28 protein-coding genes and 1 pseudogene are annotated in these 26,650 nt (G+C 72.6%); 19 read left to right on the plus strand and 10 right to left on the minus strand.

The window, feature by feature from the left end:
• Nucleotides 1-50: 50 nt before the first annotated feature.
• The 3 genes and pseudogenes from AC069R_RS14155 to AC069R_RS14165 all read right to left on the minus strand — a co-directional run.
• Entirely contained in the window at nucleotides 51-896 is an 846-nt protein-coding gene (locus tag AC069R_RS14155; protein ID WP_478767091.1) for a hypothetical protein, read from the minus strand.
• A gap of 174 nt (nucleotides 897-1,070) precedes the next feature.
• Nucleotides 1,071-1,673 (minus strand): DinB family protein, encoded by a 603-nt coding sequence (locus AC069R_RS14160; RefSeq protein ID WP_478767249.1) that lies wholly within the window; start codon nucleotides 1,671-1,673, stop codon nucleotides 1,071-1,073.
• Nucleotides 1,674-1,745: 72 nt separating this feature from the next.
• Nucleotides 1,746-2,015: pseudogene (locus AC069R_RS14165) on the minus strand (TnsA-like heteromeric transposase endonuclease subunit); the annotation flags it as partial.
• A gap of 104 nt (nucleotides 2,016-2,119) precedes the next feature.
• On the opposite strand from AC069R_RS14165, the gene AC069R_RS14170 reads away from it, so the two are divergent.
• From AC069R_RS14170 to AC069R_RS14190, 5 genes are all read left to right on the plus strand, one after another.
• Nucleotides 2,120-2,737, plus strand: coding sequence for a PadR family transcriptional regulator (locus tag AC069R_RS14170; protein ID WP_478767092.1), 618 nt, complete (start codon nucleotides 2,120-2,122; stop codon nucleotides 2,735-2,737).
• A gap of 319 nt (nucleotides 2,738-3,056) precedes the next feature.
• The gene (locus AC069R_RS14175; RefSeq protein WP_478767093.1) at nucleotides 3,057-3,710 is read left to right on the plus strand and encodes an alpha/beta fold hydrolase; all 654 of its coding nucleotides are present in this window, start codon (nucleotides 3,057-3,059) and stop codon (nucleotides 3,708-3,710) included.
• Between the two features lie 508 nt (nucleotides 3,711-4,218).
• Nucleotides 4,219-4,809 carry a Clp protease N-terminal domain-containing protein gene (locus AC069R_RS14180; protein WP_478767094.1) on the plus strand — a complete coding sequence of 197 codons (591 nt, stop codon included), beginning with the start codon at nucleotides 4,219-4,221 and terminating at the stop codon, nucleotides 4,807-4,809.
• Between the two features lie 286 nt (nucleotides 4,810-5,095).
• Nucleotides 5,096-6,097, plus strand: coding sequence for an EamA family transporter (locus AC069R_RS14185; protein WP_478767095.1), 1,002 nt, complete (start codon nucleotides 5,096-5,098; stop codon nucleotides 6,095-6,097).
• Nucleotides 6,098-6,288: 191 nt separating this feature from the next.
• On the plus strand, nucleotides 6,289-7,320 hold the full coding sequence (locus AC069R_RS14190; protein ID WP_478767096.1) for a DMT family transporter: 1,032 nt from the start codon (nucleotides 6,289-6,291) through the stop codon (nucleotides 7,318-7,320).
• Here AC069R_RS14190 and AC069R_RS14195 read toward each other — a convergent pair.
• A complete protein-coding gene (locus AC069R_RS14195; protein WP_478767097.1) occupies nucleotides 7,302-7,982 on the minus strand; it encodes a pyridoxamine 5'-phosphate oxidase family protein in 681 nt (226 codons plus the stop codon). The genes AC069R_RS14190 and AC069R_RS14195 overlap by 19 nt on opposite strands.
• Nucleotides 7,983-8,045: 63 nt before the next feature.
• Here AC069R_RS14195 and AC069R_RS14200 point away from each other — a divergent pair, with 63 nt between their 5' ends.
• The 3 genes from AC069R_RS14200 (at nucleotide 8,046) to AC069R_RS14210 (ending at nucleotide 11,349) form a co-directional block, all read left to right on the plus strand.
• Nucleotides 8,046-9,377 carry an aminotransferase class I/II-fold pyridoxal phosphate-dependent enzyme gene (locus tag AC069R_RS14200; protein ID WP_478767098.1) on the plus strand — a complete coding sequence of 444 codons (1,332 nt, stop codon included), beginning with the start codon at nucleotides 8,046-8,048 and terminating at the stop codon, nucleotides 9,375-9,377.
• Nucleotides 9,378-9,450: 73 nt separating this feature from the next.
• Nucleotides 9,451-10,047, plus strand: a complete 597-nt coding sequence (locus AC069R_RS14205; protein WP_478767099.1) for a TetR/AcrR family transcriptional regulator — start codon at nucleotides 9,451-9,453, stop codon at nucleotides 10,045-10,047.
• A gap of 117 nt (nucleotides 10,048-10,164) precedes the next feature.
• Nucleotides 10,165-11,349: an MFS transporter gene (locus tag AC069R_RS14210; protein ID WP_478767100.1), complete on the plus strand. Its 1,185-nt coding sequence runs from the start codon at nucleotides 10,165-10,167 to the stop codon at nucleotides 11,347-11,349.
• A 91-nt stretch (nucleotides 11,350-11,440) separates the two neighbouring features.
• On the opposite strand, the gene AC069R_RS14215 is transcribed toward AC069R_RS14210, so the two are convergent.
• Nucleotides 11,441-12,394, minus strand: coding sequence for a DMT family transporter (locus AC069R_RS14215; protein ID WP_478767101.1), 954 nt, complete (start codon nucleotides 12,392-12,394; stop codon nucleotides 11,441-11,443).
• Nucleotides 12,395-12,468: 74 nt separating this feature from the next.
• Here AC069R_RS14215 and AC069R_RS14220 point away from each other — a divergent pair, with 74 nt between their 5' ends.
• The 8 genes from AC069R_RS14220 to AC069R_RS14255 all read left to right on the plus strand — a co-directional run bounded on the left by AC069R_RS14220 (nucleotide 12,469) and on the right by AC069R_RS14255 (nucleotide 19,584).
• On the plus strand, nucleotides 12,469-13,371 hold the full coding sequence (locus AC069R_RS14220) for a LysR family transcriptional regulator (RefSeq protein WP_478767102.1): 903 nt from the start codon (nucleotides 12,469-12,471) through the stop codon (nucleotides 13,369-13,371).
• A gap of 161 nt (nucleotides 13,372-13,532) precedes the next feature.
• Complete coding sequence (locus AC069R_RS14225; protein WP_478767103.1) at nucleotides 13,533-14,303, plus strand: HipA family kinase; 771 nt, start codon at nucleotides 13,533-13,535, stop codon at nucleotides 14,301-14,303.
• Nucleotides 14,300-14,749, plus strand: coding sequence for a DUF3037 domain-containing protein (locus AC069R_RS14230; RefSeq protein ID WP_478767104.1), 450 nt, complete (start codon nucleotides 14,300-14,302; stop codon nucleotides 14,747-14,749). The genes AC069R_RS14225 and AC069R_RS14230 overlap by 4 nt, the downstream gene beginning before the upstream one ends.
• A 149-nt stretch (nucleotides 14,750-14,898) precedes the next feature.
• Nucleotides 14,899-15,660 carry a 3-oxoacyl-ACP reductase FabG gene (fabG, locus tag AC069R_RS14235; protein ID WP_397987050.1) on the plus strand — a complete coding sequence of 254 codons (762 nt, stop codon included), beginning with the start codon at nucleotides 14,899-14,901 and terminating at the stop codon, nucleotides 15,658-15,660.
• A gap of 11 nt (nucleotides 15,661-15,671) precedes the next feature.
• Nucleotides 15,672-16,436: an SDR family oxidoreductase gene (locus AC069R_RS14240; protein ID WP_397987051.1), complete on the plus strand. Its 765-nt coding sequence runs from the start codon at nucleotides 15,672-15,674 to the stop codon at nucleotides 16,434-16,436.
• A gap of 186 nt (nucleotides 16,437-16,622) precedes the next feature.
• Nucleotides 16,623-18,203 carry an ABC transporter substrate-binding protein gene (locus AC069R_RS14245; RefSeq protein ID WP_478767105.1) on the plus strand — a complete coding sequence of 527 codons (1,581 nt, stop codon included), beginning with the start codon at nucleotides 16,623-16,625 and terminating at the stop codon, nucleotides 18,201-18,203.
• Between the two features lie 107 nt (nucleotides 18,204-18,310).
• Nucleotides 18,311-18,994 (plus strand): uracil-DNA glycosylase, encoded by a 684-nt coding sequence (locus AC069R_RS14250; RefSeq protein WP_397987053.1) that lies wholly within the window; start codon nucleotides 18,311-18,313, stop codon nucleotides 18,992-18,994.
• Between the two features lie 86 nt (nucleotides 18,995-19,080).
• On the plus strand, nucleotides 19,081-19,584 hold the full coding sequence (locus tag AC069R_RS14255; RefSeq protein WP_478767106.1) for a hypothetical protein: 504 nt from the start codon (nucleotides 19,081-19,083) through the stop codon (nucleotides 19,582-19,584).
• 115 nt (nucleotides 19,585-19,699) lie between these two features.
• Here AC069R_RS14255 and AC069R_RS14260 read toward each other — a convergent pair whose 3' ends face one another.
• From AC069R_RS14260 to AC069R_RS14270, 3 genes are all read right to left on the minus strand, one after another.
• Complete coding sequence (locus AC069R_RS14260; protein ID WP_478767107.1) at nucleotides 19,700-20,149, minus strand: hypothetical protein; 450 nt, start codon at nucleotides 20,147-20,149, stop codon at nucleotides 19,700-19,702.
• Between the two features lie 115 nt (nucleotides 20,150-20,264).
• A complete protein-coding gene (locus tag AC069R_RS14265) occupies nucleotides 20,265-20,777 on the minus strand; it encodes a DinB family protein (protein ID WP_478767108.1) in 513 nt (170 codons plus the stop codon).
• A 43-nt stretch (nucleotides 20,778-20,820) separates the two neighbouring features.
• Nucleotides 20,821-21,414 (minus strand): TetR/AcrR family transcriptional regulator, encoded by a 594-nt coding sequence (locus tag AC069R_RS14270; protein WP_478767109.1) that lies wholly within the window; start codon nucleotides 21,412-21,414, stop codon nucleotides 20,821-20,823.
• A 76-nt stretch (nucleotides 21,415-21,490) separates the two neighbouring features.
• Here AC069R_RS14270 and AC069R_RS14275 point away from each other — a divergent pair, with 76 nt between their 5' ends.
• Nucleotides 21,491-22,708: an FAD-dependent monooxygenase gene (locus AC069R_RS14275; protein WP_478767110.1), complete on the plus strand. Its 1,218-nt coding sequence runs from the start codon at nucleotides 21,491-21,493 to the stop codon at nucleotides 22,706-22,708.
• Nucleotides 22,705-23,616: a Gfo/Idh/MocA family protein gene (locus AC069R_RS14280; protein ID WP_478767111.1), complete on the plus strand. Its 912-nt coding sequence runs from the start codon at nucleotides 22,705-22,707 to the stop codon at nucleotides 23,614-23,616. The genes AC069R_RS14275 and AC069R_RS14280 overlap by 4 nt, the downstream gene beginning before the upstream one ends.
• On the opposite strand, the gene lnt is transcribed toward AC069R_RS14280, so the two are convergent.
• Together lnt and AC069R_RS14290 are read right to left on the minus strand one after the other, a co-directional pair.
• Nucleotides 23,534-25,108, minus strand: coding sequence for an apolipoprotein N-acyltransferase (lnt, locus tag AC069R_RS14285; RefSeq protein ID WP_478767112.1), 1,575 nt, complete (start codon nucleotides 25,106-25,108; stop codon nucleotides 23,534-23,536). The genes AC069R_RS14280 and lnt overlap by 83 nt on opposite strands.
• 281 nt (nucleotides 25,109-25,389) lie before the next feature.
• Nucleotides 25,390-25,854 (minus strand): nuclear transport factor 2 family protein, encoded by a 465-nt coding sequence (locus AC069R_RS14290; RefSeq protein WP_478767113.1) that lies wholly within the window; start codon nucleotides 25,852-25,854, stop codon nucleotides 25,390-25,392.
• 124 nt (nucleotides 25,855-25,978) lie between these two features.
• Here AC069R_RS14290 and AC069R_RS14295 point away from each other — a divergent pair, with 124 nt between their 5' ends.
• A complete protein-coding gene (locus tag AC069R_RS14295; RefSeq protein ID WP_478767114.1) occupies nucleotides 25,979-26,617 on the plus strand; it encodes a hypothetical protein in 639 nt (212 codons plus the stop codon).
• The last annotated feature ends 33 nt before the right edge of the window (nucleotides 26,618-26,650 follow it).

A 26,650-nucleotide genomic window follows, 5' to 3' on the forward strand; every position in this document is an offset into this window, starting at 1 on the left:
CGCCGGCATTTGCGGAGCGACCGCACGGCACCAGGGTGAGCCAGGCTCGGTTATCCGCCCGCGAAACGTGCCGCCAAGTCCATGGCTTCCTGGGTGAGTTCGAGGTGCGGGCCGGTGTTGTCCTGTGTGGCGAGCCGGGTGAACCGGCCCCCGTGCCACCAGAAGACCGAACGGCTCAGCGCACCCGGTGACTCCTCGAATCCCGCCGCGGCGAACCGGGCCATGGCGTGGAGCGAGGGGAGCACGTCCCTGTCGCGGACGACGTGGAAGGCGAGTTGACGCCGGTGCGGCAGCGCGGCCAGGATTCCGTGCGGCGCCGGTGAGTCCTTGGTGTAGCGGCGTACGACCTCGTCGAGGACCAGGGCGAGGCTCGCGATGAAGTACGAGCCGCCCGTCAGCACGTCGAAACGGGAACCGTCCTTGTCCCTGACCACCTTGTGCTTGTCGGCGCGGACGGCCCGGAGGTTCCGCATCGCGCGGTCCCGGAGGTCGGTGATCTCACCCAGGTCGGAGAGGGAGTCCGCGGTCAGCATGTCGACGGTTTCCGGGAGGTCGAGCGCCAGCACCTCCAGCAGATCCGGCACCGACCGGGGCCCGTAACCGAAGGCCTTCAGGAGCGCGGGATCGCTGGGAATGAAGCGGGGGTAGAGCTGGGCCAGCAGCCGTTCGTGCGGCAGGACCCTGAGAGCCTGGGGCCCAGCCATCGAGCGGATGACCCGGTCGACGTGCTCGTCCACCAGCTTCCGCCAGCCCCGCGGTCCGCGGTTGTCGTTGTGGCATACGGCCGCGAGGTTGGAGAGGCCGAAGCGCCAACCCGAGTCCGTGGTCACGCGTCCTGGTTCGACCGTCACCTCGATGCCACGCTCCGCGAACGCCTCGCGGACGAACGTACGCAACCGGGCAGCCTCCGCCTCGGACAGAAACGCGAACTCCCGATCACGCGGCACGTCCGCCCCGTCACGATGCTCTCCGCGCCGAAGTATCCCCACCAGGTACCCCCATCGCATCGAAGGTGCGGATCATAGCCGCGACCGCCCCAGGCACCTTCGTCAGGTGCTCACTGTCCCGTCTCATCGAAGGTCGGGCGGTCTCAACGAGTCTTGAGCGCGGTGGGTGTCGGCCGCCGCCTGGATGCGGGCGTGATACTGCTGCCACTTGGCATCGTCGCCGAAGCCGTCGTGATCTGGTCCGGCATTGCCGTCGATGAGCTCTCGCAGGACATCGGCGTGGCCGGCATGCTGGGCAGTCTCGGAGACCATGCGAACGAGCAACACTCCCAAGGTGGTGGCCCGGCGGTCTTCGGGCCAGTGCGGCACCTGGCCCGGAGTTTCGAGTGCGAGATCCGTGATGGTCCGGTCGGCATGCGCGCAGGCACGTTGATAGAGCCCGATGAGGTACTTGCTGGACTCATCGGGCCTGGCCCACATGTCTGCGCCTTCCCAGATCGAACCGTCCTCGACCCAGGCCAGGGGCTCTCCCGCCGGCCGGTCGAACGATTCGCCGAGGTATCCGTACTCAAGGCCTGCCAGATGTTTGACCAAGCCCAGCAGGTTCGTGGCGGTGGGCGTCATGGGCCGGCGCATGTCGTATTCGGTGAGACCCCCCAGCTTGGAGAGCAGACTGGCCCGTCCTGCCTGCAGCTTGCCGTGCAGCTCCGCTTTGAGATCAGTCACGTGGTCCTCCTTCAAGGATGAAGCCACCCAACCACGCGCCTGTGACAAGAAGCCGGCGATCCTCCACCCGGCCTGGACGCAGAGCAGGCGCGTCACCTCGAACGCTTCGGCGTCTTTCGGCTCGATCCGCTCGCCCGCACGGACATCGACTACCACCGCCGAGCCGTCCACGCGACGCACGAAGTAGTCCGGGGCGTGCCGACGCTCCCGCTCGCCGTCATGCCAGTGCGGCCAGAACGGCTGCGAGCTGATCCCCACCGCGTTCGGATCGAAGTCCATCAGCAGCAGCCGGTCCCGCTCCAGCCACGACTCGAAGCCGACGTGCCGCCCGGTCGTCGCCAGTCAAAAAGGGCTTGGCAGGCGATCGGTTCCGATATATCGTTGAGGCATCGCGAACGATACGCGATGCAGACGTGAGAGATCAGCGATGGAATGGAGTGATCGCCATGCGTGGACATGGATTCGAGCGGCACGAGGGTCGCGGTCGGCGCGGCATGGGCATGGGCGGGTTCGAGGCGCGGCGCGCCGCGTTCGGGCCGTTCGGGCCCGGTGGTCCGGGTGGCCCTGGGTTCGGCCCTGGGTTCGGGCCCTGGGGGCATCGGGGGCGGGGCGGTCCCAGGGGGCGGGCGCGGCGCGGTGATGTGCGGGCGTCGATCCTGGCCCTGCTGAAGGAACGCCCGATGCACGGCTACGAGATGATCCAGGAGATCGCCGAGCGCAGCGGCGGCGCCTGGAAGCCCAGCCCCGGCTCGGTCTACCCCACCCTCCAGATGCTGGAGGACGAGGGCCTGATCGTCAGCGAGAGCGAGGGCGGCAAGAAGCTGTTCTCCCTCACCGACAGCGGCCGCGGTGTCGCCGAGGAGGGTCCGGAGGCGCCCTGGGAGGAGGCCTCGCGCGGGGTCGACTGGGAGGCGCTGGGCGAGGTCCGGCAGGCCGGCATGGGTCTGATGGAAGCCTTCGGGCAGGTCTGGAAGACCGGGACCAAGGAGCAGCGCGAGAAGGCGCTGGCCGTCGTCAACGAGGCCCGCAAGAAGCTGTATCTCATCCTCGCCGACGAGGATTGAGGGCCGTAGCGGGAGGCGGGAAGGCGAACAAGAGGGTGCCCCGTGGAGCGAGAGCGCGGGGCATCTTTCCCATTCCGTCACAGCAGACCGGGCCGCCCGCATGGAAGCCGGTGTGGGTGGTGTTCCATGGCCCCTGCGAGGGTCAGTCGGTGAGCTTGGTCCGGCCGGGAACATTTCATACTGATGAAGCGTCAGGAGCTGAGGGCAGCGTCGGCGCTAGTGCTGTGACCGCGTGGCCAGATGGCCATGGTCGCGAAGCGGGAGTAGGGCGTTCCCTTATTAGGTGGCACGTGCATCGTCGTCCTGCGAGCATCTGCGGATGCCTGTACTCGCTGACGATCTTGGCCACCTTTCCTACGTCGTCGCCGGCGATGGACCGCCCGTCGTACTCGTGCACGCCGGCGTCGCCGATCACCGTATGTGGGACAAGGTCGTGCCCGCCCTCGCGGAACGGCACACGGTCATCCGGTACGACTTGCGCGGCTTCGGTGAGTCCGTACCCCCGACCGGACCGTTCAGCGAGGCTGACGACCTGCGCCGTCTCCTGGATCACCTGGGCCACGAACGTGTCCGGCTCGTCGGCGCGTCCTGGGGCGGTCGCGTTGCCGTGGACTTCACTCTCACCCACCCGGACCGGGTGCATTCCCTGGCGCTGCTCGCCCCACCATGGCCGGGATACCACTGGTCTGCGGAAATGGTCGCCTACGACGAGGCCGAAACAGCGGCCCTGGCCGCGGGCGACCTGGACGCCGCCGTCCGTGTGAACCTGGACATGTGGTTGCGCGGGCCGGCTCGGGGGTGGGAGGACGTTGCCGCGGGACTGGCCGACCAACTCCGCGGCCCGCTACGGACGTCGCTGGTGAACCAGGACATCGTGGGGAAACACTCCCAGGGCACCACAACCGGTGACATCGCCGTAATCTCCGTCCCCACACTCGTGGGGATCGGCATGCTCGACGTCGCCGACTTCTAGGACATCGGCCGCCGGTACGGCACCGAGATCCCCGACGCCACCCTGGTCGAGTTCCCTGCCGCTGCTCACCTCATCGCCCTGGACGCTCCCACTGAACTCACTGCGGTACTGGGTCCGTTCCTCGCCCGCTAGCGCTGCGACCGGGGCGCCGGCCCACCGGATTGGCATCTGCCCGCAGCAACTTCGCGATCACCGGCCCCCGCATTCCCGCCAGCCGACGCCAGCATCATCGTCAACCCGCCGGTAGCCGCGCTGGAAAGCGAACGGCAGCCCGTCGATCGCCGGCAGCGCCACGAGCCGGCAGTCGCCCCCGCCTTCCATGTCCTGAGTGACGTACGGCGGTTGCCCGGCCGGTGGTGTGCAAACCGGCGCGCGCCCCCGGAGGCGGAACGGCCGAAATCTCCTCCCCAAGGATGAGATCGCCGATGGGGATGTCCACTCTGCGTGGGACGCCCAAATGGTTCCGCTCGGGGATGACTCGGCCCGTTGCGGCTGATGGGGTGGGGTCGTGCAATCCCGTACCGCCCGCCCGACCGCCCCCGCGTCCTCGGGGGCGCACCCGTGCCAGGACGCCGCGGCGCTCGGTGCCGAGCTCGCGACGGTGGTCGCCGGTGCCCGCCGCCGGGCCGTACGGGACGGCGACCGGCAGGTCGACACCGCCCACTTGCTGCACTCGCTCCTCGAACAGGACCCCGAGGTGCGCTCCGCCGTCGGCGGCCCGCCCCAACTCGCCCGGCTCCTCGGCTATCTGGTGCAGCGCAGCATCGGCTACGGCCTGCGCTGGCAGGGCAGCGTCGAGGATTCGGGCGCCATCCCCGTCGTACCCCGTCCGGCCACCGGCGACGCGGGCGACTGGTCCCCGGCGGTGGCCGCCGCCCTGCACGGTGCCCGAGAGCGGGCGCAGCGGCGCGGCGGGCACGCGGCCGACGCGACCGATCTGTTCGCCGCGCTCGTCGCCGACCCGGACTCGCGTGCCGTCGAGGTCCTGGAGCGTGCGGGCATCGACGCGCGCGAGCTGTCCGACCGGATCGAGGCCACCGGCTCCGGGGGTCTCGGCGCGGGCGGTCATGGGGAGTTCGCTCAGGACGCGGATTTCTGAGGACCGGGCCCGGCTCCGGGGGAGCCCCGCCCGCAGTCCATCCCGCCCCGCGGACCCCGTCCGCCGTCCGTCTCCGCCCCGGCGGACCCCCGTTCGCCGTCCGTCCCCGCCCCGGCGGATCCCATCCGCCGTCGATCCCCGCCCCGCGGACTCCCATCCGCCGTCCGTCTCCGCCCCGGCGGGCCCCCGTCCGCCGTCGATCCTCGCCCCGCGGCCCCCCGTCCGCCGTCCACCCCCTGAGACAGGTGTCAACGAGGATGACGCTCCTGTCGTCGCCTGTCATCATGTGCCGGTGCGTACCTCTGAGAGCAGTGAAACCGGCGGCAGAGGCGTCGGTCTGGGCCTCGCGCTCGTCTCCGCGCTGGCCTTCGGCGGGTCCGGAGTGGCCGCCAAGCCGCTGATCGAGTCGGGAATCGACCCGCTGCACGTGGTGTGGCTGAGGGTGACCGGCGCCGCCCTGGTCATGCTGCCGCTCGCCTGGCGCCATCGCGCCCTGCCACGCCGCCGCCCCGCGCTGCTCCTCGGGTTCGGGCTGTTCGCCGTCGCCGGCGTCCAGGCCTGCTACTTCGCCGCCCTGTCCCGCATTCCCGTGGGCGTGGCGCTGCTCATCGAGTACCTGGCGCCCGCGCTGGTGCTCGGCTGGGTGCGGTTCGTGCAGCGGCGGCCCGTCACCCGCGCCGCCGCGCTTGGTGTCGTCCTCGCGGCCGGGGGACTCGCCTGTGTGGTGGAGGTCTGGTCGGGGCTGAGCTTCGACGCGCTGGGCCTGGCGTTCGCGCTCGCCGCCGCCTGCTGCCAGGTCGGCTACTTCATCCTCGCCGACCAGGGCGGCGACGCGGGCGAACAGGCGCCGGACCCGCTCGGCGTCATCGCGTACGGCCTGCTCGTGGGCGCCCTCGTGCTCACCGCCGTGGCCCGCCCCTGGGAGCTCCACTGGGCCGCGCTCACCGGTTCGGCGCGGATGAACGGCACCGCCGTACCCGCCCCCGCCCTGCTCGCCTGGCTCGTGCTCGCCGCCACGGTGGTCGCCTACATCACCGGAGTGCTGTCGGTACGACGGCTGTCCCCGCAGGTCGCCGGGGTCGTGGCCTGTCTGGAGGCGGTGATCGCGACGGTGCTGGCCTGGGTGCTGCTCGGCGAGCACCTGTCCGCGCCGCAGGTCCTCGGCGGCGTCATCGTCCTGGCCGGCGCGTTCATCGCCCAGTCCGCGACGCCCGCCAAGGGGTCGCCGGAACCGGTCGTCCCCGGCGGCCCGGAAAGGGCGTTGTCGGGGCACCGCACCTCCGCCTAAAGTGCTGGTCATGCCGTCCACGCTCGTACTTCCGCCCCCGGCCGCCTGAGGCGGGCCTCCGGGACACCCGCCCGGCGCGATCGGCGCCGGGCCGGACGGTGCTGCCCGCAGACGAAGTCCGCGCGACCCGATCGATCGGGCCGCCCCCGAACTTCCGCACCCCTCGGGTGCGTTCCTGCGGAGAAACTCCCTTGCCGAACTCGACATCGAACCCGAACTCGACCTCGAACTCGCACACTTCCAGTGGCCTGCCCGTAGGGCGCGGCCTGCTGTATCTGATCGTCACCGGTGCCGCCTGGGGCACCGCGGGCGCCGCCGCCTCCCTGGTCTACCGGACCAGTGACATGGGCGCCTTCGGCCTCTCCTTCTGGCGCTGCGCGCTGGGCCTCCTGCTGCTGCTCGCCGGCCGCGGTCTGCGCCCGCGGACCCGGCGGGGCGCGGCCGAACCGGTGGCGCGCCGGGTGCTGAAGGCCCTCGCCACCGGCCTCGGACTCGCGGTGTTCCAGACCGCCTACTTCGCGGCCGTGGCGGCCACCGGGCTCGCCGTGGCCACCGTCGTCACCCTCGGCGCGGGCCCCGTGCTCATCGCGCTCGGCGCCCGGCTCCTGCTCGGCGAACGGCTCGGCGCGGGCGGCGTCCTGTCGGTGGCCGGCGCCCTCGCCGGACTCGCTGTGCTGACCTTCGGTGACTCGGGCGCGGCCGTCCGCCCCGCGGGTGTGCTGCTCGCGCTGCTGTCGGCCGCGGGCTACGGCGCCATGACCCTGCTGACCCGCTGGTGGGGCCGGGACGGCGGCGCCGACGCGTCCGAGACCACCGTGTGGGCCTTCGCGGTGACCACCCTGTGCGTGCTGCCGTTCGCGCTGCACGAAGGACTGCTCCCGCACACCGGCCACCCGGCCCGGTTGCTGTGGCTCCTGTGCTACATCGCCGCCGTGCCCACGGCGCTCGCGTACGCCCTGTACTTCGCGGGCGCGGCCGTCGTACGGTCCGCCACCGTCTCCGTGATCATGCTGCTGGAGCCGGTGACCGCGGCCGTGCTCGCCGTGCTGCTGCTCGGCGAGCGGCTCACGGCCACCACCGTGATCGGCACCCTGCTGATGCTCACGGCGGTCGCGGGCCTGACCGTGAGCGAGGCGGCCGGGCGCGGGGGCGGCGACGGGCGCCCGGCGGGGCCCGGCGACAACCCGGCCGCGCCGAAGGGCAGTTACTCCCCGGCGAGGTAGTCCGGCAGCTCGATCCCGGACGCCAGGTCGGCGTTCGGGACCGGGGCGTCGTACCCCTTGCGGAGCGGGACGACACCGGCCCAGTGCGGGAGGGCGAGGTCCTCGGGCTCGTCGTTGGCGCCGCCGGTGCGCAGCTTCGCGGAGACCTCGTCCAGGTCGAGGCGGATCACCGCGGTGGCGGCCAGCTCCTTCTTGTTCGCGGGCCGGGAGTCGGCGGCGCGCCCCGGAACGACGTGGTCCACCAGGGCGTCCAGCGCGCGGCGCCGCTCCTCGGGGTCGGTGACCTCGTGCGCGGTGCCGTGCACCACCACCGAGCGGTAGTTGATCGAGTGGTGGAAGGCGGAGCGGGCCAGCACCAGGCCGTCCACGAGGGTCACGGTCAGGCACACCGGCAGACCCGGATCGGCGGCGCCGGTCATCCGCAGCGGGCGCGAACCCGTCGAGCCGTGGATGTAGAGCCGCTCGCCCACCCGGCCGTACAGCGTGGGCAGCACCACGGGCGCGCCGTCGCGGACGAAGCCCAGGTGGCAGACGTATCCCTCGTCCAATATCGCGTGCACCAGCTCTTTGTCGTACGACGCCCGGTCCGCGCTGCGGGTGGGGACGGTGCGGTCGGTCGGTGTGTAGACGGTGGGCTGGGTTTCCGCGGTGGTGCCCGGCATGACGGTCCCTCCAAGGCGAAGCCGACAGGCGATACGCGTTTGTACTAGTGCATAATTGGTTTTGTGCTAGGAGAGTATCGGATCGAGGGCCGGGGCGCAGCGGAGATCGCGGCCGACGTCGAACGCGCGGTGGGCACCGGGGAGCTGCGCCCCGGCCAACCGCTGCCGCCCATGCGGGAGTTGGCGGCCCGGCTGGGGGTGAATCCGAACACCGTCGCGGCCGCCTACCGCACGCTGCGCGAGCGCGGGGTGATCGAGACCGCCGGGCGGCGCGGCAGCCGGGTGCGGCCCAAGCCGGTCACCACCGGACGCGCTCAGCTGCGGGTGGAGGTGCCGCCGGGCGCCCGCGACCTGTCCACCGGCAACCCGGACCCGGCCCTGCTGCCGCCCCTCGCCCCGGCGCTCGCCGCGGCGGCCGAGGCGGGGGACCGGCGGGCCGTCCTCTACGGCGACGACCCCGTCGACCCCGAGCTGGCCCGCGTCGCCCGCGCCGAACTCGACGCCGACGGCGTCCCCGCGGGGGCCCTCACCGTCACCTCGGGCTCCCTCGACGCCATCGAGCGGGTCCTCGCCGCCCACCTCAGGCCCGGTGACGCGGTCGCCGTCGAGGACCCCGGCTGGGGGAGCGTCCTCGATCTGCTGCCGGCGCTGGGCCTGCGCACGGTCCCGGTGAGCGTGGACGACGACGGGCCGTCCCCCGAGCACCTGGCCCGCGCCCTGGCCGACGGGGCCCGCGCGCTGATCGTCACCGCCCGCGCCCAGAACCCGACCGGCGCCGCCGTGTCCGCCGCCCGCGCGCGTGACCTGCGTAGGGTGCTGCGCGCGCATCCGAACACCCTGCTGATCGAGGACGACCACGGCCACGGCATCGTGGACCTGCCCCCGCACCCCCTCGCGGGCGCCACCCGGCACTGGGCCTTCGCGCGCTCCGCAGCCAAGACGTACGGCCCCGATCTGCGCCTCGCCGTCCTCGCGGGCGACCCGGTGACCGTCGACCGGGTCCGCGGCCGGCTGCGCCTCGGGCCCGGCTGGGTGAGCCTGGTGCTCCAGCGGGCGGTGGCCCATCTGTGGATCGAGGGCGCGGTGGACCGAACGGCGGTGGCGCAGTCGTACCGCTCCCGGCGGCAGCCCCTGATCGAGGCGCTGGCCGTCCGTGGCATCGAGGCGCGTGGGCGTACCGGCATGAACGTCTGGATCCCGGTTCCCGACGAGACGGCCACCGTCGCCCGCCTCCTCCAGTCCGGGTGGGGCGTCGCTCCGGGCGCCCGCTTCCGCCTGTCCAGCCCCCCGGCCGTCCGCATCACGGTGTCCCCGCTGACCCCACGGGACATCGAACCGCTGGCGGAGGCGGTCGAGGCGGCGGTACGACCGTCACCGGCACGTGTCTATGGCTGACGGCGCGTCACGCGGAGTCGCGGCGCGCCTCCCCGTATTGCAACGACCGATCCAAAACCGCTAAGCTGCCGCCATGGCCCGACCGCGGATGTTCGACGAGGAACGGGCCCTGGACGCGGCGATGCACACGTTCTGGGAGAAGGGCTACGAGGCCACTTCCACCCAGGACCTGTGCGAAGCCACCGGGCTGGGGCGCAGCAGTATCTACAACACGTTCAAGAGCAAGCGCGACCTGTTCGAGCGTGCGCTGGCCCACTACATCGACACCATGACCACCGCCCAGCTGGCCCTCCTGGAGGACACCCGGCGCAGCGCCGCCGATCGCATCCGCGCGCTGTTCGCCATGGTCGTCGACGGCGAGACCGAGCACCGGGCCGGCGGTCGCAGCCTGGGCTGTCTGACCGTGAACACCACGGTCGAACTGGCCGGCCGCGACAGCCGGGCGGTGGGCATGCTGGAGCGTGACACGGCCCGCAGGCTCTCGGCGCTGCGCGCGGTGATCGAGGAGGGCCGCCGGGACGGCAGTATCACCTCCCGGCGGGACGCCGGAGCGCTCGCCCGCTTCATCAACGCGGCGATCGGCGGCATGCGCGTCTCCAGCCAGGGCGGCGCCGACCGGACCGCGCTGGAGTCGATCGCCGAAGTCGCCCTGGACGCGCTGACCCACTGAGCCGCCCTCCGCGCCGGCCTGGTGCGGAGCACGCTCGTACCCACGTTTTGAACTGATCGATCCATAACCGATCGCTCCATGACCCAACGAATACCGACTCCCCGAGGAGACCGAACCGTGCCCCGTGCCGTATACGTCCTGGCGCTCGGCATCTTCGCCATGGTGACCAGCGAGTTCGTGGTCGCCGGACTGATGCCGCAGCTGGCCGACGGCCTGAACGCCTCCATCCCCCAGATCGGTTACCTCATCACCGCGTTCGCGGTGGCCATGGCGCTCGGCGGCCCGTTCCTCACCGTGGCGGTCATGAAACTTCCGCCACGGACGGCACTGATGCTGCTGTTCGCCGTCTTCCTGGCGGGCAACGTCCTGGCGGCCACCGCGACCGGCTACTCCACGATGCTTATCGCGCGGGTCGTCACCGGCATCGCCTCCCAGGCCTTCTTCGGTGTGGGCATCTCGATGTGCGCCCAGATCACCCGCCCGGAGGTGCGCGGGCGCGCGATCGCCGTCGCGATGAACGGCCTGATGCTCGGCACCCTGCTCGGACTGCCCCTGTCCACCCTGGTCGGCGAGCGGTTCGGCTGGCGCGCGGCGTTCTGGACCATCACCGCCATCACCATGATCGCCGCCGTGACCACCCTGTTCGGCGTGCCCCGCATCGAGCGCGCCGAGGGCGGCGGCTTCCGGCAGGAGGTCGGCGTCTTCAGGAAGCCCAAGCTGTGGCTGGTGCTGTCCACCAGCACGCTCATCATCGGCGCCACCTTCTCCGCCTTCAGCTACTTCGACCCGATCCTCACCGACCTCACCGGCTTCTCCGGCGGCACCGTCCCCCTCCTGCTGATCGCGTACGGTGCCGCCACCGTGGCCGGCAACAACGTCGTCGGCCGCTTCGCCGACCGCCACACCGTCCCGGTCCTCGCCGCCGGCCTCGTCCTCAACATCCTGTTCCTGGCGGGCTTCGCCCTCTTCGCCGACCTGCCCGCACCGGCCGTCGTCTGCGTGATGGGCATCGGCATGGCCGGCGTCACCATGAACCCGGCTATGGCCACCCGCGTCCAGCGCACCGGAAACGCCGGCCCGCTGGTCAACACCGTCCACTCCTCCTTCATCACGCTCGGCATCATCCTCGGCTCCTCCCTCGGAGCCGTCGCGATCGACAGGTGGGGCCTGCGTGCCCCGCTCTGGCTCGGCGCGTCCATGGCACTGGCCGGCCTGGCCACCGTCCTGCCCGACCTCGCCCGCCGACCCGCCCCCACGACGGGCCTCGCGCCATGCCCGGCCGGACGGGCGGAACGAGTCTGAGCGAGCGCATCCGCGCGTTGTCGTTCCCCTGCCGACGTGGGGTGCGGCGGGGCGGTGCGGGCCGTGGCGCGGTGGTCCGGGAGCAGCCGCTCTACGAGCGTGTGGCGCCCTTCTTCCCCCGCACCTGTGTGAGCGCCGCCCCCGCGAGCACGATCACCGCCCCCACGGGCGTGTTCCAGCGCAGCGACTCCCCGAGGATCGCCACCCCTGCCGCAGTCGCGATCACCGGAATGAAGTACGTGACCATCTGCGCCGTCGTGGGCCCGACTTCGGCGACCAGGCCGTACTGGAGGAGCACCGCGAGTCCCGTGCCGAGTGCGCCCAGCGCGGCGACGGCCAGCAGCGGCACCAGGGCGAAGTGCTTCGGCATGCCGGTGAACAGCGGGGTCACCACGACCAGTTGCACCGTGGCCACCAGCAACTGGCCGCCGGTCATCGACAGATGGGAGTTGCCGGTGCCCGCGAGCGTCCGCCGGACGTAGATCCAGCCCACCGGGTAGCTCACCGAGGCGAGCAGGGCCATCGCCGTGCCGGTGGCGTCGAGGCCGTGGAAGCCCTGCCAGGCGCCGAGCACCGTCAGCACCCCGAGAAACCCGAGCCCCAGTCCGGCGACCCGGATGCGCGTGGGCCGGTCCTCGGAGAGCGCGACGACGGACAGCGCCATGCCCCACAGCGGCGACGTGGCGTTGCAGATGCCGGCCAGCGTGGACGGAATGGTCAGCTCGGAGTAGGCGAAGAGGGAGAACGGCAGGGCGTTCAGGAAGAACGCGGCGACCGCCATGTGCGCCCACAGCCGGCCCCCGCGCGGCAGCCGCTCCCGCTTGACGGCCATCGCCGCCACCAGCACCGCCGTACCGAAGACCAGCCGGCCGAGGGTGACCTGGAACGGCGCGTACCCGCTGGTCCCCACCTTGATCAGCAGAAAGCTGAAGCCCCAGATCAGGGACAGGGCGCCGAAGCGCAGCCGCCAGTCGAGGCGGGGGCGGGACGGTGACGGGTCCGGGGTGGTGGGGGACTGGGTTCGGGGTGTGGTGACCGTGCTCATGACGACAACGATGCGGGATCAAACTTCTTAGCACAATCGAGAAATCTCACCGGGTATCTCGTAGGATCGCTTATATGTTGAACTTGGAGCGCCTGCGCACCCTGGACGCCCTGGCCCGGCACGGCTCGGTCAGCGCCGCCGCCGACGCGCTGCACGTCACCACGTCCGCCGTCTCCCAGCAGCTGGGCAAGCTGGAACGCGAGATCAACCAGCAGCTCCTCGCGAAGAACGGCCGGGGCGTACGGCTCACCGATGCCGGCCGGCTGCTCTCGGAGCACGCGGCACGGATCCTGTCGCAGGTGGAGCTGGCCGAGTCGGACCTGGAGGCGCACCGCGGGCAGGTCGTCGGCGAGCTGCGGCTGTCCGCGTTCCCCACCGCCGCCCGCGGCCTGTTCCCGGTGGCGCTGCGGGCGCTGCGCGCCGAGCATCCGGGGCTGCGGGTGCGCTCCAGCGAGCTGGAACCGGAGCAGGGCATCGCCGCCGTGGTGCGCGGCGACCTCGATCTCGCGGTGGTCCTGGACTGGTACAACAAGCCGATGCCGGTCCCCGACGGACTGGTCAAGGCGCCGCTCCTGGACGACCCGGCCGAGGTCGCCATGCCCGCGGGACACCGGCTCGCCGACCGCACCGAGGTGGACCTCGCCGAGTTCGCCGAGGACGAGTGGATCACCTGGGGCGAGGGGGAGTTCTGCCACGAGTGGCTGATGTTCACCCTGCGCTCCAAGGGCGTCGAGCCGATCGTCGGTCACCGCGCGGGCGAGACGCACACCCAACTCCAGCTCGTGGCCGCCGGGTTGGGGGTGTGCATCGCGCCGCTGCTGGGCCGCCATCCGGTGCCGGACGGCGCGGTCCTCGTACCCCTCACCCAGCGCGTGCGCCGGCACGTCTACGTCATCTGGCGCGCCGACGCCGACCGCCGCCCCTCCATCCGCGCGGCGGTCGAGGCGCTGCGCACGGCCGCGCGGAAGGTCGGCTGATCCTGCGGCCCGGCGCCGCGGGGCCCGCTCGTCGCCTGTTCCCTACGGCGCCCCGCCGCACGGAACCGGCGGCGACGCACTGTCGCGCGACCCCGGCTGCCGCCGAGGCGCCCGGCCGCCTCCGGCCCCCGTGTCGCGGGCGGCCCCAGTAACCTGGGGCGATGCTCAAGGAAGTCACCGCGACCCGCTACATCACGCCGCTGCGTGAGGGCGGCTCGCTGCCGGGGCTCGTCGAGGCCGACGACTTCGGGACCTACGTCATGAAGTTCACCGGAGCCGGACAGGGCCGCAAGACCCTGGTCGCCGAGGTGGTGTGCGGCGAACTCGCCCGGCGCCTCGGCCTCCGGGCGCCCCGCCTGGTCACCGTCGAGCTGGACGCGGTGCTCGGGCTCGGCGAACCCGAGCCGCAGGTGCAGGAGTTGCTGCGGGGCAGCGGCGGCACCAACCTCGGCATGGACTTCCTCTCCGGCGCCCTCGGCTACGACCCCCTCGCCTTCGCGGTGAGCCCCGAGGAGGCCGGACGGATCATCTGGTTCGACGCGCTGATCAACAACGTGGACCGCTCCTGGCGCAATCCCAACCTTCTGGTCCACCGGGGCGAGCTGTGGCTCATCGACCACGGCGCCACCATGATCTGGCACCACAACTGGCCCGCCGCCGAGAAGTCCGCCGCCCGCCCCTACGACGCCGCCGAGCACGCCCTCGCCGGCTTCGCCCCGGACCTCGCGGCGGCCGCCGCCGACCTCGCGCCCCGCGTCACCGAGGACCTGCTCGCCGAGGTCACCGCCGAGATCCCGGACGCCTGGCTCACCGGTGAACCCGGCTTCGGCACCCCGGACGAACTGCGCCGGGCCTACGCGCGCCCGCTGCTCGCCCGTGCCGCCGTCATCGCCGACCGCATCACCGGCACCGGCCCCCAGGAGGACAAGTGAGCGAGACCCACATCCACATGGCCGGCCATGTCACCGAGCGCCACATCACCCGAGCCGGCCAGGGCGGCGACCGGGACGTCTTCGAGTACGCGCTGATCAGGGTCGTACCCCGGATCGAGCGCGGGGAGTGTTTCAACGCGGGCGTGGCCGTCTACTGCCGCGCCCAGGGCTACGTCGGTGCCCGCACCCATCTGGACGAGGACCGGCTGCGCGCCCTGGACCCGGCGGCCGACGCGGCCGGGATCAGGGCGGCGCTCACCGCGATCGAGCGGCACTGCGCGGGCGGCGCGGCGGCCGGACAGGCGGCCGGGGACGACGCCGGGCGGCGCTTCCGCTGGCTGATCGCGCCCCGCTCCACCGTGGTCCAGCCCGGCCCGGTGCACACCGGCCTGACCGCCGACCCGGCCGCCGAGACGGAGCGATTGCTGGACCTCCTGGTGAGGTAATGGATCACAACGGCCGGATGAGCCGTTGACACCGGGTGCCAGGGCTTCTAGCGTCGTGTGGGCTGAAGATACTAAGCGGTCGCTCACCGCACCGGAAGGCCCTCGCGAAGGGTCGTACGGGATCTCTCAAGGGCGAGGAGAAACAGCACATGTCCACCACTGAACAGCGGGTCGCGGTCGTCACCGGCGCGGCGCGCGGCATCGGCGCCGCCACCGCCGTACGGCTGGCCGCCGAGGGCCGCGCGGTCGCCGTCATCGACCTGGACGAGGCCGCCTGCAAGGACACCGTCGAGAAGATCACCGCGGCCGGCGGCAAGGCCATCGCGGTCGGCGCCGACGTCTCCGACGAGGCGCAGGTCGAGGCCGCCGTCGCCCGGATCGTCGCGGAGCTGGGCGCCCCGACGATCCTGGTCAACAACGCGGGCGTGCTGCGCGACAACCTGCTGTTCAAGATGAGCGTCTCCGACTGGGACACCGTCCTGAACGTGCACCTGCGCGGCTCGTTCCTGATGACCAAGGCCGTGCAGAAGCACATGGTCGACGCCGGCTTCGGCCGGATCGTCAACCTGTCCTCCTCCTCGGCGCTCGGCAACCGGGGCCAGGCCAACTACTCGGCCGCCAAGGCGGGTCTCCAGGGCTTCACCAAGACCCTCGCCATCGAGCTGGGCAAGTTCGGCATCACCGCCAACGCCGTCGCCCCCGGTTTCATCGCCACCGAGATGACCAAGGCCACCGCCGAGCGCGTCGGCATGGGCTTCGAGGACTTCAAGAAGGCCGCCGCGGGCGCCATCCCGGTACAGCGCGTCGGCGAGCCCGAGGACATCGCCAACGCCATCGCCTTCTTCACCGGCGAGGCGGCCGGATTCGTCTCCGGCCAGGTGCTGTACGTCGCCGGCGGGCCGCTCGACTAGGGGACAGGCACATGACTTCCGCAGAACTCCCGCCCCTGTCCGGCAAGGTCGCCCTCGTCACCGGCGCCAGCCGCGGCATCGGCTACGGCGTCGCCGAGGCCCTCGTCGCGCGCGGCGACCGGGTGTGCATCACCGGCCGCAACGAGGACGCGCTCAAGGAGGCCGTCGACAAGCTCGGCGCAGAGCGGGTCATCGGCGTGGCCGGCAAGGCGCACGACCTCGACCACCAGAGCGAGGCCGTCGAGCGCACCATGGAGGCCTTCGGCCGCCTGGACCACCTGGTCAACAACGCGGGCACCAACCCGGTCTTCGGGCCCATCGCGGACCTGGACCTGAACGTCGCCCGCAAGGTCTTCGAGACCAATGTGATCTCCGCGCTCGGCTTCGCCCAGAAGACCTGGCACGCCTGGCAGAAGGACAACGGCGGCGCGATCGTCAACATCGCCTCGATCGCGGGCCTCGCGCCCTCGCCGTTCATCGGCGCCTACGGCGTCAGCAAGGCCGCGATGATCAACCTGACCCAGCAGCTGGCGCACGAGTTCGCGCCCAGGGTGCGGGTCAACGCGATCGCCCCGGCCGTGGTCAAGACGAAGTTCGCCCAGGCCCTGTACGAGGGCCGCGAGGAGGAGGCGGCCGCCGCCTATCCGCTGGGCCGGCTCGGCGTGCCGTCCGACATCGGCGGCGCCGCGGCCTTCCTCACCTCCGAGCAGTCCGACTGGGTCACCGGTCAGACCCTCGTCGTGGACGGTGGACTCTTCCTCAACGCCGGGGTGTGAAACCGCCTTCCGGGCGCCGGATTCCGGACGGACCGGCGCCCGGAACACCGCACAGCGAACACAGGGGCGGATGACAACGTCGTCACCGCTTTTTCGATCAAGTGGCCATGTTCCAGGGGAGGTTGGGCGCACCGACGCTGAGGTAAGGTCTGCCGACCCCGGTAGGCGGATCGAGGAGCGTGCGCGTTGTCCAACCGGAACCGATTCCTGCGGTCAGTCACGGCGATCGCGTCCGTGTCGCTGGCCGCCGGCGGCTGCGGCCTGCTGTCCGACGGGAACTCGGGCAGCGGGGACCCGATCGTGGTCGGCACCACCAGCGCGCCCAGCACCCTCGACCCGGCCGGCGCCTGGGACGGTTCCTGGGAGCTGTACCGGAACATCTACCAGACGCTCCTCGCCTACCCGAACGGCGCGACGACCCCCCAGCCCGACGCCGCCCGGAGCTGCGCCTTCACCGACTCCTCCAGCCGCACCTACCGCTGCACGCTGCGCGCGGGCCTGAAATTCGCCGACGGCGACCCGCTCGACGCCCGCGCGGTCAAGTACTCCGTCGACCGCATCCGCGCCATCAACGCCCCGGCCGGCCCCGCCGGGCTCCTCGGCAGCCTCGACCGGGTGGACACCTCCGGCGACCGCGGGATCGTGTTCCACCTGAGCAGGTCCGACGCCACCTTCCCGTTCGTGCTCGCCACCCCGGCCCTGTCGATCGTGGACCCGAAGGACTACCCGGCCCGCGCCCTGCGCAAGGACTCCGGGGCCGACGGCTCGGGGCCGTACAAGCTCACGTCGTACCAGGAGGGCCGGCAGGCCGTCCTGACCGGCAACGGCGATTACCACGGCTTCGCCCGGCGGCAGAACGACGCGGTGACCATCCGCTACTTCCAGGACTCCGCCGGCATGGTCAAGGCGCTGCGCGACAAGCGGATCGACGTCACCTACCGGGGTCTCGGCGCCGACGACATCCTCGCGCTCCAGCAGCAGGGCAACTCCGACCTCCAGCTCGTGGACGGCGCCGGCACGGACATCAGCTACCTGGTGTTCGACCCCGAGGACCCCTGGGCCGGGCGGCCGGCCGTGCGCAAGGCGATCGCCCAGCTCGTGGACCGGGGCGCCATCGCCCACAAGGTCTACAAGGACACCGTCGACCCGCTGTACTCGATGGTCCCCAAGGGCCTCGTCGGCCACACCACCGCCTTCTTCGACGAGTACGGCGACCCGAGCACCACCAAGGCCCGCACGATCCTCCAGGACGCGGGCATCCACCAGAAGGTCCCGCTGACCCTCTGGTACACCACCGACCGCTACGGCTCCGAGACCGCCCTGATGTTCAAGGAGCTCAAGCGGCAGCTGGAGGGCTCCGGACTGTTCACCGTCACCCTCAAAAGCCGCCCCTGGAAGACGTATGTGGTCGGCTACCAGAAGGGCGAGTACCCGGTGTTCGGCCGCGGCTGGTCCCCGGACTTCCCCGACGCGGACAACTTCATCGCGCCCTTCACCGGCGAGCACAACGCGCTCGGCACGCCCTATCCGGCCAAGGAGATCACCGGCCGGCTGCTGCCGCACTCGCGCGCCCAGAGCGACCGCGCCAGGACCGTCGGCGACATGGAGCAGGCCCAGCGGATCATCGCGAGCGACGCCCGGCTGCTGCCGCTGTGGCAGGGTCGGCAGTACGTGGCGGCCAGCGACGACATATCCGGCGGCGAGCAGGCCCTCGACCCCTCGACGATCATGATGATGTGGACGCTGCACCGCAAAACCAGCTGGTGAGCGGCGGGGAGCGGACCTGCGGGGGAGCGCTGTCAGTGGTCGCCTGTAGGTTCTGAATCCTGAAGTGACCGCACGCGGTAATTGATCGACATCGTGAGGACGTTGACGTGACCGACATCGCCATGCTGCCCGAGTCCTGGCGCGGGGTTCTGGGCGACGAACTGGAGCAGCCCTACTTCAAGGAGCTGACCGAGTTCGTCGAGGAGGAGCGGGCGAAGGGCCCCGTCTACCCGCCGCGCGAGGAGGTCTTCGCCGCGCTGGACGCCACGCCGTACGACAAGGTGAAGGTCCTCGTCCTCGGCCAGGACCCGTACCACGGCGAGGGCCAGGGCCACGGTCTGTGCTTCTCGGTCCGGCCGGGCGTGAAGACCCCGCCCTCGCTGCGCAACATCTACAAGGAGATGCAGGACGAACTGGGCCTCCCGGTCCCGGACAACGGCTATCTGATGCCGTGGGCCCGGCAGGGCGTGCTGCTGCTCAACGCGGTCCTCACCGTGCGGGCCGGCGAGGCCAACTCGCACAAGGGCAAGGGCTGGGAGAAGTTCACCGACGCCGTGATCCGCGCGGTGGACGCCCGTCCCGACCCGGCGGTGTTCGTGCTGTGGGGCAACTACGCGCAGAAGAAGCTCCCGCTGATCGACGAGGGCCGGCATGTGGTGGTCAAGGGAGCCCACCCCTCCCCGCTGTCCGCGAGGAAGTTCTTCGGCTCCCGCCCCTTCACCCAGATCAACGAGGCGATCGCCCGCCAGGGCCACGAGCCGATCGACTGGCGCATCCCGGACCTGGGCTGACGGAGGAGTCGGCGCCGCCTGACCGGGAATCCGGGCGGCGCCGGTTAGCGTCGGTGCACGACAGCGGACGATCGCCGGAGGACGCGGTGGCGGAGCGACGGGAACAGACGGCCCTGGACGAGGTGCTGACGCGGATCGGCCAGGTCGTGATGCTGCACCACGCCGGCGACCGCGAGGAGGCCCGCGGCCGCTTCCTCGACCTGTGGACGGAGATCGGCGAGGACGGCGACCCGCTGCACCGCTGCACCCTGGCCCACTACCTCGCCGACACCCAGGACGACCCCGAGGACGAACTGGCCTGGGACCTGCGGGCGTTGGCGGCGGCCCGCGAACTCCCCGACGGCGACGCGCGGGGCGTGCCGGGCTTCTTCCCCTCCCTCCACCTCAACCTGGCCGCGGACTACGTGAAGCTGGGCCGCACCGAGGCCGCCCGCACCCACCTCGACCACGCCCGCACCACCGCGGACGCCCTCGCGGACGACGGGTACGGCGAGGGGGTCCGGGCGGCGATCGGCCGGCTTGAGCTGAGGCTGGAGGAGGGCCCGTCGGGCGGGGGGCCCTGGGGGCCGCCTCGGCAGCGGCCCAGCTGAGGGGGCGGTGCGGGGTCGGGGAGGCCGACTTCTGAGGGGGCCGACGACAAGGGGGGACGCCGTCGGAGGGGCCGGTCGACGAGGGCCGCTGCGTTCAGCCGGGGCGCCGGGTCGTTCAGTGGTGGCCGTACGTCCGCTCGCAGATCTCCGACTCCGGGCTGTTGCCGCGCCAGCCGCCGTACTCGCGGCCCAGGTCGCAGACGTCCGCGGGGACCCGCTGGGAGGTGCGCGGGGGTGCCTGCGGGAGGCGGTGCGCACGGGGTGGCTGGGGGCGCGGGGGAGCGGGCGGGTGCGTGGGCGGCGGGGCGGCCGGACTTCCGTGCGGGGCGGCCTTGGGGGCGGGTGCCGGGCCCTTGGACGGGCCGACCATCTCCAGTGCCTCCCGCGCCGGTGCCTGCACCACCCGTGGTGACGCGCTGCCGTCCGTGCGGGGCGCCGGCTGGAGCGAGGGCGCGGCACCCGGAGGCGGTCCCGGTGCCGCCGTGTGCCGTACCGTCACACAGCCGGTGAGGGCCGAGACGGCGACGGTGACCAGAAGCGCTGCGGTGGTCGTCGTTCGATGCACTCGGGCAACGATGCTGGTTTTGGACCCGTTTGGCATCAAAGAAGCGAGCCGGGTGCCCCCGTTCGGGTGAACTCCCGCACCGAATGAGGGGATTCCGTGTGCTGGAGCTGACGCCTCAGACGCCGGTGGCGCCGTCGATCCGCTCCCGGAGCAGATCGGCGTGGCCGTTGTGCCGGGCGTACTCCTCGATCATGTGGGTGTAGATCCAGCGGAGGCTGAAGGGTTCCTCGCTGAACCGGCTCTTCCCTCGGGAGAGTTCGTCCAGCTCCCGCCCGGCCGCGATCCGCCCGGCCGCCTCGACCTCCGCCTGCCAGGTGGCGTGGGCCTCCTGCCAGGTGTCGGCCTCGGTGGCGTGGAAGTCGCCGTCCGCGTCCGCATCGGAGCAGTAGATCGAGCCGGCGTCCTCGCCCGCCATCACCGTGCGGAACCAGGCACGCTCCACCTCGGCCATGTGCCGCACCAGCCCCATCAGGGTCAGCTCCGAGGGCGGCACCGGGGCGGTGCGCAGCTGCTCGTCGGTCAGTCCCTCGCACTTCGCGATCAGGGTCCGGCGGTGGAAGTCCAGCCAGCCCTCCAGCATCTCGCGTTCGCCGGCGTTCAGGGCGGGTTCGTTGCGTTCGTTCGGCATGGCCCCATCCTCGCCGGTCAAGTGCGGCGGCTTCCAGGAGATTTCAGCGGCCCAGCATCCCCGCGAGCAGCTCCCGCACTCCCGCCCGGATCGTCGCCCGGTCCGGCACCTCCGTGCTGAACGAGCCCGCCGCGCACGCGAACATCAGGCCGTCCGCCCAGGCGATGAGCGACAGCACATGCCGGTCCGGGTCGGCGGAGCCGGCGGCCGTGAGCAGCGCGGCCAGCTGTTCCTTGAAGACGGCGCCGGCGCGGTCGTAGTAGGCGCGCAGCTCGGGGCGGCGGGTGGCCTCCAGGGCGAGTTCGTAGCGGGCGATGAGCAGCGCGCGGCCCCGCGTGAGCGAGCGGTGCACGGCGAGGGCGAGCCCGTCGGCCAGCGTGTCGAGGTCGCCGGCCGGGCCGGACGGTTCGGCCGGGGGGAGGAGCCGCGCCTCGCGCTCGGCGTGCCGGCGTACCGCGAGTTCCAGCAGCGCCTGCCGGGTGCGCGCCACGTTCGAGGTCGAGCCCGGCGGGAGTCCGGCGGCCTCGTCCACGGCCCGGTGGGTCAGCCCCCGCATCCCGCGCTCGGCGAGCAGGGCGAGCGCGGTGTCGGCGACGAGGCCGGCGCGGGACGGGCCGGTGGTGGTGCGTGCGGACATGGGGAGACCCTATCCGTCGCACTACGGCTGTAGTAGCGTGGTGAGCACTACAGTTGTAGTGAGGAAGGGGAGAGCCATGGCAGGGTCGGCGCGTGCGGTCGTCATCGGCGGCGGGATCGGGGGGCTGGCCGCGGCCGCGGCACTGCACCGGCGCGGCTGGGAGGTGACCGTGCTGGAGCGGGCCCGCTCACTGGCACCGGTCGGCGCCGCGATCTCCCTCGCCCCCAACGCGCTGCGCGCCCTCGACGTCCTCGGCATCGGCGACGAGATCCGCGACCTGGCCGCCTGGCAGGGCGACGGCGGCCTGCGCGCCCCGTCCGGCCGCTGGCTCTCGCGCGGCGACGCCGCCACCGCGACCGCCCGCTTCGGCGACCCGCTGGTGCTGCTGCCCCGAGCCACCCTGATCGGCCGCCTCGCCGCGCTGCTCCCGGCCGGCAGCGTGCGCACGGCAACCCTGGCCACCCTCGCCGAACCGGGCGACGGGACGCGGCCCGCGCGGGTGCGCACCCGGCCCGCCGATCCCGGCGACCCCGCCGCCGGCGAGGAACTGGAGGCCGAGCTGGCCGTCGGCGCGGACGGCGTCAACTCCCGTGTCCGCGCCGCCCTGTTCCCCGCCCATCCGGGGCCGGCGTACGCCGGGTTCACCACTTGGCGGGTCCTGATCCCGTTGCCCGGCGTCGAGTTCGCCTCCCATGAGACCTGGGGGCGCGGGCGGTTGTGGGGGACGCATCCGGTGCGGGACGGCCGGGTGTACGCCTACGCCGCGGCCGTCACCCCGCCGGGCGGCCGCGCCCCGGACGACGAACGCGCCGAACTCCTGCGCCGCTACGGCGACTGGCACCACCCCGTCCCCGCCGTGCTCGCCGCCACCCGGCCCGAGGACGTCCTGCGGCACGACGTGCACCACATCGCGACCCCGCCGCCCGCCTACCACGCGGGCCGCGTCGCCCTCCTCGGCGACGCCGCGCACGCCATGCCGCCCACCCTCGGCCAGGGCGGCAACCAGGCCATCGAGGACGCCGTCGTCCTCGCCCACCACGCCGGTGACCTCGCCGCCTACACCGCCGCCCGGCTCCCGCGCACGACCGCCGTCGCCCGCCAGGCCGTCAGGATCGCCCGCGTCAACATGGCCGGCGGTCGCCTGGCCGTCGCCGTCCGGGACTCCGCGATGGCCGCCCTGTCCAGGGTCGGCCCCGCCCTCTTCCTGCGCGGCTTCGACGGCATCGCCGACTGGCGGCCCCCGTATGCTGCCGAGGACGTACAGGCGGGCGAAGCGCAGGGGAGAGACACGTGAAGGTCGGCTGCATCGGACTCGGGGACATCGCGCGGAAGGCGTATCTGCCGGTGCTGGGCGCGCTGCCCGAGGTCGAGCTCCATCTGCACACCCGCACCCCCGCCACCCTCGCGCGGGTCGCCGACGGACTGCACCTGCCCGCCGGGCAGCGGCACGACAGCCTCGACTCGCTGGTCGCCGCCGGGCTCGACGCGGCCTTCGTGCACGCCCCCACCGCCGCCCACCCCGAGATCGTCACCCGGCTGCTGACGGCGGGCGTCCCGACGTACGTCGACAAGCCGCTCGCCTTCCGATTCGCGGACTCCGAGCGGCTGGTGGAGCTGGCCGAGGCGCGCGGCGTCTCCCTCTTCGTCGGCTTCAACCGGCGCTACGCCCCCGGTTACGCCCAGTGCCTGGAGCACCCGCGCGAGCTGATCCTGCTCCAGAAGAACCGGGTCGGGCTGCCCGAGGAGCCGCGCTCGATGATCCTGGACGACTTCGTGCACGTCGTCGACACCCTGCGCTTCCTGGCGCCGGGCCCGGTCGACGAGGTCACGGTCCGCGGCCGGGTCCGGGACGGGCTGCTGCACCACGTGGTGCTCCAGCTCGGCGGCGCCGGCTTCACCGCGCTCGGCGTGATGAACCGGCTCAGCGGCTCCACGGAGGAGATCCTGGAGGTCTCCGGGCAGGACGCCAAGCGCCAGGTGCTCAACCTCGCCGAGGTGATCGACCACAAGGGCCAGCCGACCCTGCGCCGGCGCGGCGACTGGGTGCCGGTGGCCCGGCAGCGCGGCATCGAACAGGCGGTCCACACCTTCCTGGACGCGGTGCGCGCCGGGCACCTGCTCAGCGGCCGGGACGCGCTGGCGACCCATGAGCTGTGCGAGCGGGTGGTACGAGCGGTTCAGGACCTTCCCGGCGCGGCCTGAGCGCTCGCGCCCCCTCGCCGGCGCACAGCGCGGTCAGCACCAGCAGTGCGGCGTGCACCGGCCAGTCGCCGTAGCGGACGTACGGCGTGATGCCGTGCGCGAGCGGCACGTCGTACACGCGTGCGGTGCTCGCATCGGTCCCCAGCCAGGGGCCGAGCCGCTGTCCGCCGGGTCCGTACGCGGCGGAGACGCCGGTGAGGGTCGCGTGCACCATCGGGCGGCCGGTCTCGGCGGCACGCAGCGCGGCCAGCGAGGCGTGCTGCTCCGGCGCCCAGCTGTGCTGGAAGGTGGAGGTGGAGGACTGGCCGAGGAGCACGTCCGCGCCGTCCTCGGCGAGATGCCGGCTCATGTCGGGGAACGCGGTCTCGAAGCAGATCAGCGGGCCGATCCGCAGTCCGTGCCCCACGTTCATCACGACCTGCTCGGTGCCGCGCCTGCGGTCCTCGCCGGCCGCCTTGCCCACCGAGGTGGCCCAGCCGAGCAGGGAACGGGCGGGTATGTACTCGCCGAACGGGACGAGGCGCATCTTGTCGTACCGGTCGCCGGTGGGGCCGTTGGGGCCGATCAGCACCGAACTCTTGTAGATGCCGGGCCGGTCGGAGCGGCGGGCGTCCACGTTCACCAGGACGTCGGCGCCGGTCGCGCGGGACAGCGCGGCGATCCGCCGGGCCAGGTCGGGCCGGTCGGCGAGGTCGTAGCCGACGCTGGACTCGCCCCACACCACCAGGTCGACGTCCTGCCCGGCGAGCCGCCGGGTCAGCCGCTCCTCCCGGTCGAAACGCAGCTCCGGGCTGTCCCGCCCGGTCACGACGCCCGGCTGTACGACGGCGATCCGCGTCCGGCCGTCGATCTGCGGCCGGGGCGCCCAGGCCCAGGCGGCGGTGGTCGCGGCGGCGGTGGCGAGCACCGTGGCCACCGCGGGCAGCCGGGCGCCGCGCACCGCGATCAGCACGGCCGCCGCCACGTTCACGGCCACCAGCAGGAAGCTCAGCAGCCATACCCCGCCGACGGAAGCCAGCCGCAGCGCCAGCGCCACCTGCCACTGGCTGGCGCCCAGGATGCCCCAGGGTCCGCCGAGCCCCTGCCAGGAGCGGACCAGCTCCACCAGCAGCCAGCCCGAGGGCAGCACGAGGAGCGCGACGGCGCACCGGCCGGGGGCGGGGGTGCCGCCCAGATACCGGCGCACCAGCCAGCCCCAGGGCATCCAGAGCAGTCCGAGCAGCGCGCCTATCAGGAAGATGAACACATGCAGGCTCGGCAGCAGCCAGTGGTGCACCGCCACCAGATAGCCGAAGCCGCCGCACCAGCCGTCGTACGCGGCCCGCCGCCCGGTCGGCGCCGAGCGGGCCAGCAGCAGCCATGGGACGAGGGCGACGTACGCGAACCACCACAGCGACGGCGCCGGGAACGCCAGGACGGGCAGGGCACCCGCGAGGGCGAGGACGACGGAGCGACGCCAGGGAATGGCCAGCCAGCGTTCGATCGTCGTCATGCGGAGCCTCCCTACCCCAGGGCTCCAGTGTGCGCGTCGCAAGCGATCTACGACAGGGGGCCTGCCGGTGTCTCCGACGGGGGCCCGCCGGCCCCTGCGGCGGGGGTCTGCCGCCCCTGCAGCGGGGAGCTGCCGGTTTTCCGCCGATCCCCGTTTCGGGACCGTCACATCCCACCCCGGAACCCGGCGATCAGACGCCCTCGCCACCCCACGCCCTGGCCCGAGCCCCCTGGCCTATGCCCCCTGACCGCCTGGCCTATGCCCCCTGGCTCTCCCGGCCCTCACCGCTGCTCGGCCGTCCTCCGCCACTTCTCCGTGACCACGACCTCGCCGATCCGCCAGCCGTCCGGCGTGCGCAGCAGCCCGAAGTCGTACCGGCCGCCGCACTCCAGATCCGGCGGGGCCGGGTGGTCCCCGCCGGTTCGGCGCATCGGGTTGAGATAGTCGGCCCGCACCCGCGCGGTGTCCCCGGTGTCATGCTCCAGGACCCCGAACCGCACCCGCCGGTTGACGATCAGGTGCTGCCGTACGGCGAACCGCGCCAGGTTCTCGGCGAGCCACCCGGCGACCTGCCCGGCCTCGCCCTCGATCCCGCCGGACGAGCGGTAGTCGGCTCTCCCGCCGGGCGTGAACAGGGCCGGGTACGCCGGCCAGTCGCCGTCGTCCACCGTCACCGCGTACGCGGTCACCAACTCGTCCACGGCCAGTCGGTCCAGTACGGTCGCGAGTTCCGCGCGCTGCGTCATCGGCTCAGTCTTGGCCACGGCAGGTGCGGAGCCAAGGGGCATGCGGGGAAATTCGGCGGTTCGGGCGAGCGGGAAGACCGGGGGCGGGGCCGGGCCTGCCCGGCGGGGTGTGGATCATGGCCGGGTGACGCAGCGGACGAAGAACGAACCACCGCTCGGGCGGCCGGGCGGGGAACCGGAGCTGTCCCCGTACCAGCGGGAGATCCGGCAAAGGCTCCTCGCGGCCCCGGTGGTACCGGCGCCCGAGCCCTGGCGGCGCATCGCCTGCGCCCCGGTCGGCGGGCTGCTCGGGATCGGCTTCGCGACGCATCCCGGCGACGGCCGCGACCTGGTGATGGTCGTCTCGGGCGACGGCCATGGTCTCTTCGACGCCGTCACGGGGGAGCGGATCGCCCGTGACCGCGACCCCGACCCGGCGGACGAGTCCCCCGACGCGACCGCCGACCTGACCTGTCCGGGCCTGGGCCCGGTCGCCGGCCGCAGGGTGCACATCGCCGGGCTTTTCGGCGGCGGCCTGCACGCCACCACCGGGGACGGCTGGATGCTGAAGGTGGTGGCGCCGGTCTGGCCCCATGACCGTGTCCTGCTGTCCCGCGGCGGCGGCTTCCCCCACCCCGGCCCGCACGGCGAGCGCTGGTGGCACATCTTCCACGCCGACTACTCCGAATTCCGCGCCGCCGGCTTTTCCCCTTCCGGCCGCACCCTCGCCGTCGCGACGAGCAGCGACCTGTCCCTGTGGACCCGCGGCGCGGACGCTCGATGATTCCGGTCGGCCGCGCGGGGGCAACGGCCCGCT

It is taken from the genome of Streptomyces sp. NPDC043952, assembly GCF_056435325.1.

Excerpts from the sequence above, each read along its gene's own strand:
- AC069R_RS14205 (WP_478767099.1), top strand. The coding sequence starts at position 9,451 with ATGGCCCGACCGCGGATGTTCGACGAGGAACGGGCCCTGGACGCGGCG.
- AC069R_RS14170 (WP_478767092.1), top strand. The coding sequence starts at position 2,120 with ATGCGTGGACATGGATTCGAGCGGCACGAGGGTCGCGGTCGGCGCGGC.
- AC069R_RS14175 (WP_478767093.1), top strand. The coding sequence starts at position 3,057 with ATGCCTGTACTCGCTGACGATCTTGGCCACCTTTCCTACGTCGTCGCC.
- AC069R_RS14225 (WP_478767103.1), top strand. The coding sequence starts at position 13,533 with ATGCTCAAGGAAGTCACCGCGACCCGCTACATCACGCCGCTGCGTGAG.
- AC069R_RS14270 (WP_478767109.1), bottom strand. The coding sequence starts at position 21,414 with ATGTCCGCACGCACCACCACCGGCCCGTCCCGCGCCGGCCTCGTCGCC.
- AC069R_RS14220 (WP_478767102.1), top strand. The coding sequence starts at position 12,469 with ATGTTGAACTTGGAGCGCCTGCGCACCCTGGACGCCCTGGCCCGGCAC.
- fabG (WP_397987050.1), top strand. The coding sequence starts at position 14,899 with ATGTCCACCACTGAACAGCGGGTCGCGGTCGTCACCGGCGCGGCGCGC.
- AC069R_RS14195 (WP_478767097.1), bottom strand. The coding sequence starts at position 7,982 with ATGCCGGGCACCACCGCGGAAACCCAGCCCACCGTCTACACACCGACC.
- AC069R_RS14265 (WP_478767108.1), bottom strand. The coding sequence starts at position 20,777 with ATGCCGAACGAACGCAACGAACCCGCCCTGAACGCCGGCGAACGCGAG.
- AC069R_RS14275 (WP_478767110.1), top strand. The coding sequence starts at position 21,491 with ATGGCAGGGTCGGCGCGTGCGGTCGTCATCGGCGGCGGGATCGGGGGG.
- AC069R_RS14240 (WP_397987051.1), top strand. The coding sequence starts at position 15,672 with ATGACTTCCGCAGAACTCCCGCCCCTGTCCGGCAAGGTCGCCCTCGTC.
- AC069R_RS14215 (WP_478767101.1), bottom strand. The coding sequence starts at position 12,394 with ATGAGCACGGTCACCACACCCCGAACCCAGTCCCCCACCACCCCGGAC.
- AC069R_RS14290 (WP_478767113.1), bottom strand. The coding sequence starts at position 25,854 with ATGACGCAGCGCGCGGAACTCGCGACCGTACTGGACCGACTGGCCGTG.
- lnt (WP_478767112.1), bottom strand. The coding sequence starts at position 25,108 with ATGACGACGATCGAACGCTGGCTGGCCATTCCCTGGCGTCGCTCCGTC.